Annotated in this window: 6 protein-coding genes; 1 reads left to right on the top strand and 5 read right to left on the bottom strand. The window is 69.9% G+C overall.

Annotation, left to right across the window (positions count from 1 at the left end; all coding sequences use genetic code 11):
* Positions 1 to 376 (top strand): 4Fe-4S dicluster domain-containing protein (locus tag V7050_RS16205; RefSeq protein WP_324410835.1); only part of this gene is annotated, 376 nt, incomplete at its 5' end.
* A gap of 344 nt (positions 377 to 720) precedes the next feature.
* On the opposite strand, the gene V7050_RS16210 is transcribed toward V7050_RS16205, so the two are convergent.
* The 5 genes from V7050_RS16210 to V7050_RS16230 form a co-directional block, all read right to left on the bottom strand.
* Positions 721 to 2,292 (bottom strand): S8/S53 family peptidase, encoded by a 1,572-nt coding sequence (locus tag V7050_RS16210; RefSeq protein ID WP_324367888.1) that lies wholly within the window; start codon positions 2,290 to 2,292, stop codon positions 721 to 723.
* 14 nt (positions 2,293 to 2,306) lie between these two features.
* Positions 2,307 to 3,053 (bottom strand): phosphatase PAP2 family protein, encoded by a 747-nt coding sequence (locus V7050_RS16215; RefSeq protein ID WP_324367886.1) that lies wholly within the window; start codon positions 3,051 to 3,053, stop codon positions 2,307 to 2,309.
* Positions 3,050 to 3,220, bottom strand: a complete 171-nt coding sequence (locus V7050_RS16220) for a hypothetical protein (RefSeq protein ID WP_324367884.1) — start codon at positions 3,218 to 3,220, stop codon at positions 3,050 to 3,052. Before V7050_RS16220 ends, V7050_RS16215 begins: the two co-directional genes overlap by 4 nt.
* A 42-nt stretch (positions 3,221 to 3,262) precedes the next feature.
* Positions 3,263 to 4,906 (bottom strand): hypothetical protein, encoded by a 1,644-nt coding sequence (locus V7050_RS16225; protein ID WP_324367882.1) that lies wholly within the window; start codon positions 4,904 to 4,906, stop codon positions 3,263 to 3,265.
* Positions 4,907 to 5,648: 742 nt separating this feature from the next.
* Positions 5,649 to 7,252 (bottom strand): phospholipase D family protein (locus V7050_RS16230; protein ID WP_324410837.1); only part of this gene is annotated, 1,604 nt, incomplete at its 5' end.

Here is a 7,252-nt window from a genome sequence, read left to right on the forward strand (position 1 = left end):
GCACGCCTCGATCATGCCCTGGCTCGAGACGCGGACCAACCAGCCCTCGCAGGAATGGCGCCAGTCGATCGAGGACCGCCGCAAGCTCGACGGGCTCTACGAATGCGTCATGTGCGCCTGCTGCTCGACCTCCTGCCCGTCCTACTGGTGGAACGGCGACCGCTACCTCGGCCCGGCGGCGCTGCTGCACGCCTATCGCTGGATCGTGGACAGCCGCGACGAGGCGACCGGCGAGCGGCTCGACGAGCTCGAGGATCCGTTCAAGCTCTACCGCTGCCACACGATCATGAACTGCACCCAGACCTGCCCCAAGAGCCTCAATCCGGCCAAGGCGATCGCCGAGATCAAGAAGCTGATGATCGAGCGCCGGATCTGACCGCGAGGCGCGACGCGGCTTCCTGAGATTTCGGGGGTCTTGCAGCGCAATTGCTTCGGACCGGCGCCTGGCCTTCGTGGTGCCGGCGCCTCCTCGTCGCGGATTTGGCAGGTGACAAATCCGCGCGCGCCTGCCAGGCATGCGCGCGCGGATTGCCAACTGACGGTGCAGCCCGCCCCCTCTCGACCGCCGCACTCGCGCGCTGCGGCCGACGAACCGGCGCGAGGCAGTGCCTCGCTGGCGCCGGTTCGGTGAAATGCGGCGCGGGCCGCGCGGGGCGCAGCCATTTCCCTGTCCAGAGGCTCGGCCTCGCGACCGGCAGCCAGGCGGAAAGGCCGCCCGGATCAGGCCTTGCGAACCGCCTCGATCGCCTTCTTCGCCGAGATCAGGCCGGCCCCGAACTGCAGCGGCCAGAGGTCACGCTCCGCCATCCCGAGATCGCCGTCGTTCGCACGGTTCGGCCGCAGCGGGTTGCCGAAGATCTCCCCGACGCCCGATGCCGCGAGGGCCTGCTTGACGAAGGTCCCGTTCCACCCCTTGCCCTGGTTCAGCGTGCCCTGCTTGCCCTCGTATTGGCGCGCCGAGCGCCGCATCAGCGCCACGACGCCGGCGACCTGGCAGGAGGCCGCCGAGGTGCCGCCGAAGAGCGTGTAGAGCGATTCGACATCGGCCTCGCCGCCCGGCCGCACCTGCCCGCCGCTGCTGTAGCCGCGCGGCCCGGGGATATCGATCGAGAACGGCGCCTCGTTGGCGTATTCCACATAGGCCTCGCCGGGCAGGTCGTGGATCAGCCAGTTGTGGTCGATCGCCTGCGGCGCCTGCGGATCGAGACGGATCTCGTGCCGCGTATAGACGCGGAAATCGCTCGACGGGGCGACGATGGCCACGCCTTCGCCGAAAAGCCCCTTGCCGTAGCAGCCGTAGCCGGCCCGGCGTCCCGCCGCGGTCACCGCGCCCACCGCGATGATGCCGTTGTCGGCGGCGGCCAGCGAGGCGGGATATTCGATCGCCCGGTCGCCGGAATTCCCGGCGGCGCAGATCACCGGGATCCGCTTGCTGACGGCATTCAGCACCGCCTCGAACAATTCCCATTGCCTGGCGAGCGCGTCGTAGCGCGTGGCGGCGAAGCCCTTCCTGCGCGGATCCCGCCGCGGCGCACGCGCGGGATTGTCGGCGCCGCGCGGCATCAGGATCACGTCCGCGCCATTGGCCAGGGCATAGACCAGCGCCAGGATGAGCTGGCCCGGCTCGGGCTCGGGCGAGGTCGCGACGGGAATGATCTCGCTCATCGGATCGACGCCGAAGAACGGCAGCGTTCCCGGGGCGAGCATGCCGCCGATCAGCAGCGGCGTGCCCACCGCGAGCCCGGCGGAGGTCGTCCCGTGGCTCGGATAGCGCTGGTCCTGGATGCTCAGCATGCGCCTGCGCCCGCCATGGCGAACCCGCTCGAGGAGCAGCGCCTCCACCCCCTTGCGAATGTTCTGCGCGAGCCCCAGCCCGTAGATCGCGCGTTTCAGATCCGCCTCCGCCGCGATGCCGGTCAGCGTCTCGGGCTTCTCGGTCGCATCGGTGATCCCCTGCGGGCGGTCGCCGCGGATATAGAAGGCGCCGGCGTCGCGGGTGCCGAAATCGATGGCCTCGTCCCAGAGGATGCGGTTGCGCAGGTTCGGATGCTCCGCGACGCCGGTGTCGATCAGGGCGATCCGCGCCGGCTCGGCGGAAAGGCCCTCGTCGCGCCAGATCACGTCCTTGACCGTCCAGCCGCCGCCCCCGGGCGCCGCCTCGACGTCGATCACCCCCATCGCCGCCAGATGCCACAGACCGTAATAATCGTCGTAGAGCTCGCGCCCCCGCTCCGGGTCGCCCAGCGCATCCCTGATCGCCTGCACGGATTTGACCGGCCGCATCGCTTGCATCACTCGCCCCCGCCTCAATACCATTCGAGCTGCGCGCGGCGCAGCGTCTCGTCCATCGCCTCGATCAGATAGGGCGTGCATTGCTTGGCGAGCTGCCGTCCCGCCTCGGTGTCGCTGGCATAATGCACCCCCGCATATTCCCGGTTCTCCGCGACGCTGCGCGCCGAGCGGTACATCTCCGCCACCGCCCGCTCGCTCTCGGCGACCTCGGCGAAGATGTCGGCGATCGTGAAGCTCTGGAAGGAATGGTTCGACGGATAGCTCGCATGCGGCGGATTGGGCAGGAGCGGCCGCAGCCGCGGATCGATCTGGTTCGGCCGCGGCCGGTTGAAGCGATCCTTGTAGATCAGGCCGATGTATTCGGTCAGCTTCAGGACGGTCAGGAACAGCGTCTTCGTCGCGTCGTAGCCGCCGGCATCCTCGATCCCGATCGGCCGGGTATAGGCGGTCAGGTCGAGCCCGGCCTCGCGCAGGATGATGGCCTGATGCGTCGGATTGGCCGCCAGCTCCTCCTCCATCACCAGCATCTTCACCACCTCGTCGAGGCTCTCGGCCATGCCCGGCGGCGGGTCGAGGTCGATGTTCTCCCAGACGGCGCCCTCGATCGCGACCTTGCGCGGCAGCTGCAGCCGATGCAGCTCGCGCACCTCGAAGAGCGGGAAGAGGAAGGTGCTCGACCCCGCCGAGGCATCGTCGCGCTTGCCCTTGCCCTTGGTCTTGGTCAGGCCCTTGGTCTTGGTCTTCGTCTTGGTCTTGGTCACGATGCTTCGCCCCGCTTCTGCGCCTCGGCCTGCGTGGCCGCCTGCCGGAACGGCGGGCGCACCACGTCCTCGTCCCGGATCGCGAAGACGCTCGCGTTCATCAGCTCGACGACCTTGCGCCAGTCCAGCCCGGCATTGGCCAGATCCGTCCCCTCTTCGACCTTCATCGGCATCTCCCTCCTCGCGCGCGCCCCGAACGGCGCTCCCGGTCAGGCCGGGGCCAGCGCCACGCCCGCCCTGATCAATCCGCGCTCGATCATCGCGATGCTGTCGGGATTGGGCAGCGGATAGCCCGCGTCCCTCAGCTTCGCGATCGAAATGTCCTCTTCGAGAACCTGCCAGTGGCGATAGAGCTTCTGCGCCTCGGCCATCTCGCCCTGCAGCGCGAAGCTCGCGAGCATGTGCCGGATCATCGGCTTGAAATCCGGCCGCTGCGCGAGCACGAGACTGCCGTGCCGGATCGCCTCGGCATGCCGGCCGACCATCGAGGCGCCGATGCCGCAGCTCGCCTCGTACCAGAAGGCATAGGGGCTGAACCGCCCCAGGGCCCGGGCACGCTGGGCGGCCAGGTATCCGTCCTCGAGATCGCCGGTGTAGAAATTCAGCATCGCGCGCGCATCCCAGCCCGCGGCGCGATGCGGATTGATGCGCAGGGATTCCGCGACGAGATCCTCCGCCACGGCATAATCGCGCAGCACGAAGGCATTCGCATGGCCGAGCAGCGCCAGCGTCAGCGAGTTGCCCCGGTCCTCCTGCAGCGCCTTCGCCGTCAGCATGCGCACGCGCTCGATGCTCGACTTGCTCTGCTGCGGATGCCCCTCCCCCACGCGCACGCATTCGAGAAAGGCGAGCCAGCCGAGCTGCACCACCGAGCCGTCGAGGTCGAAGGCCGCTTCCAGCTGCGATTGCGCCAGCGCCAGGTCCATGTTGCCGAGGCAGAAGGCCCGATGCGCCGCCGAGAGCGTCAGCCGCGCGGCGCAATGCTTCTCGTCCTCGCTGTTGCGGCTCAGCCAGAGTTCCGAGGCCTCGATCGCCTGGTTGACGAATTCGGGGATCTTGCCGGCCGAGAGCAGCGATTCCTCGGAGGCCTCCGCGGCATAGCTCTGCGTCCAGACCACGCGATTGGTGCCGACCGCGCGCAGCGCCAAAGCGATCTCCAGCATGGCGCCGATCTCGCTCAGCCGCACCGAGAGCAGGAGGTCCGGGCCGTCCACCGGATTGCCCGCCTCGCTCGGGAGCCCGGAAAAGCTGCCGCTCAGATCCCGGAAGTCGAAGACGCCGAAATAGCCGTTCTCGAGCGCCATCTTCGCCGCGAGATCGCAGATCATCTCGCCGATGGTCGTCAGCTGCGGGCGCTCGGAGCGCACGATGCAGGGCATGATGCCGAGGGTCGGGCGCCGCGGGACCAGGATCGCCGCATGCGCCCCTGCGCGCGCCGCCGCCGGCACCCGCGGTGCGGCGGGCGGATCGGCATGCGCGCCCGGCGGCTCCTCACGGGACGCCAGCGCCTCGATCCGCTCGCTCCAGTGCGAGCGCTCGAGCCGGAGCCAGTCCTCGAATTCCTCGTCGCGGATCTCGAGCCCCTCCAGCAGCTCCGGCACCTCGGCGGCGATGAAGGAGGCGGCGACGGAACCCGGTTCCACCATGTCGAGCACGTCCACGCGCACGTCGCGCAGCATCACCCGGTCGGAGACCGTCACCAGATGCCGCGAGCCGATGCCCCGGCGCAGCCGCGAGAGCTCCTGGCGCAGGCTCGCCGAGCCCTGCGCCGCCGGCCGGTCGCTCCAGAGCCGCGACTGCAGCCAGGCGCGCGACCGCTCCCCATGTTCGGAGAGCGCGACCATGGCGATCACCGCCTGTGCCCGCTTGCCCGATGGCGTGATATCGCCACGTTGGTCGCAAATCACCCGAAACGGGCCAAGGAGCCGTATGTCGAGGACAGTCAAATTCTTGCCCCACGCTCCCACCAATAGCGCGCAGTGTCCTCTCTTTCGCCCCGGTTTTCAATGATTTTGATCGGAAGGCCCCGCCGCGGGCCGGAGCGGACCCATCCGCGGCCCGAAATCGCGGCCCGACATCGGCCGCAGATCAATCTCAACCGGAACATGAATGTCCCCCGATATATCTCTGGAATGGATGCACTTGTCGGTTGCGCATGCCGCCCGTCCCGACCCCTGCCGCCGCCCGGGTCCGGCCAGCACGACCGCGCTCCCCTCAGCCGGGCGCCGGCGGAAGCCGGCCGGCAGGCCCGCCGGCCGGCCCGATCTCTCCACCGGGCCGGTGCAGGTCCGCTGGCGCGAGTTCACACGCCACCGGGACGTCGAACACCCGGACCGCGCGCCCCGGCCGGGGGACAAGGCCGCGCCGCGCGTGGCCCGCACCGCATTCCCCCGGACCGGGAAGGCGCGAGCCGCAGGGCGAGGGGGGATGCGCCGTTGCACCGCCGCCCGTCCCCGTGGCGATGCCCCCCCTCGCGGATACGACACCCGACAGATCCGCGCGCCCGCGTCGCCCCCCCGCATAGGCGCGAGGCGATGCCGCGCTATCCCCGGTCCGGGAGTGTCGCCCGGCCGATCGCTTCGGCCGGATGTCGGCTCAGAGCTGGCTGCCGATCGGGAGCATGCCGTAGATGCCGGTCCGGAGCCTGCGCCAGGGCGAGATCGACGGCTCGCGCGCATAGGCGATCCATGTCCCGTCCTCCTGCCAAGCGAGCCACTGGATCCCTCCGTCCTCGCCCAGGCGGAGCCGGTAGGCCGAATCCGGCAGGTGCTCCTCCAGCCGCCTGACCGCATCCTCCGCGATCTCCGGCGCGTCGATCAGGATGCCCATCTCGGTGTTGATGCGCACCGAACGCGGATCCCAGTTGAAGGACCCGATGAAGAACTTGCGCCGGTCGACCACGAAGGCCTTGCTGTGGAGCGCCGACCCCGATTGCCCGAGCGCGAGGAAATCCCGGTCCGGCCGCTCCCGCTCGGCGCGCAGCTCCCAGAGCTCGACACCCGCTTCGAGCAGCGCCTTGCGGTAGCGCGCGTAATGGCCGTGCACCGGCTCGACGTCGTTGGAATCGAGCGAATTCGTCAGGACGACCACGCGCACGCCGCGTCGCGCGAGATCGGAGAGCAGCGCGACGCCCCCGGGCCCCGGCACGAAATAGGCCGAGGCGACGACCACCTCCGAACGCGCGGAGAGCAGCACCGGGGTCGTATCATGCGCGAGGACCTTCGCGGCGGCGCCGGCGGTCTTCTCGGGCGGATCCGCCATGACCTCCGCCGGCACCCAGTCGAGCCCGAGCCTGCCCGAGGCGACCGCCTCGCGGATGCCGTGGGACAGCGCCGCGCCGTATTCGGTGCCGAGCGCGGTCTCGTAGGACCGCAGCAGCCGGGCGCGCGCCTCGTCGAGCGAGAGCTCCGCGCCCCGCTCGCCGATCACCGATTCCGCGGGCAGGGCGAAGGCGCTGTTCCAATAGGCGTCGAAGACCCCGGAGACCTCGCCGACCACGGGGCCGGCGGCGAGAATGTCCAGGTCGTCGTAATTGCTGGTCTCGTCCGCGGCGAAGTATTCGTTGCCGATGTTGCGCCCGCCGACGATGGTCAGCTGGCTGTCGAAGGTCATCGACTTGTTGTGCATGCGCCGGTTGATGCGGCCGAAATCCAGCAAGCCGCCGATCGCCCGGCCGATGTCCCGCCGGAACGGGTTGTAGAGCCGGATCTCGATGTTCGGGTGCCCGGTCAGCGCCCGGGTCATCGCATCGTATTCGGCGGTGTACATGTCGTCGAGCAGCAGGCGGACATGCACGCCGCGATCGGCCGCCATCAGCAATTGCCCGGCGAAGAGCTGCCCGGTCGCGTCGTTGTGCAGGATGTAGTATTGCGCGTCGATGCTGCGCTCGGCGTGCTCGGCGAGCACGAGGCGCAGCGCGAGCGCCGCCGGCCCGTCCGAGAGCAGGTGGACGCCGGAGCGGCCGTCCCCGGGGTTCTCGAGCGCCCGCACCCTGCGGGCGAGGAAGGTCTGCCCGGTATCCGTGGCGGCGAAGGAGGCGGGCCTTTCCTCGACCGCCGGCGCGCCGCAGGCCGAGGCGAGGGTCAGCAGGATCAGGGGGGCGAGCCAGAGCAGCCCGGTGCGGCCCCGGCGGGCGGGCGCGCATCCGCCCGCCGACCTTCCTCCGGTCACATCCTCACGCCAGGGCATCGGCGCCTCTC

Source organism: Amaricoccus sp. (genome assembly GCF_036846665.1).
Lineage (GTDB): Bacteria > Pseudomonadota > Alphaproteobacteria > Rhodobacterales > Rhodobacteraceae > Amaricoccus.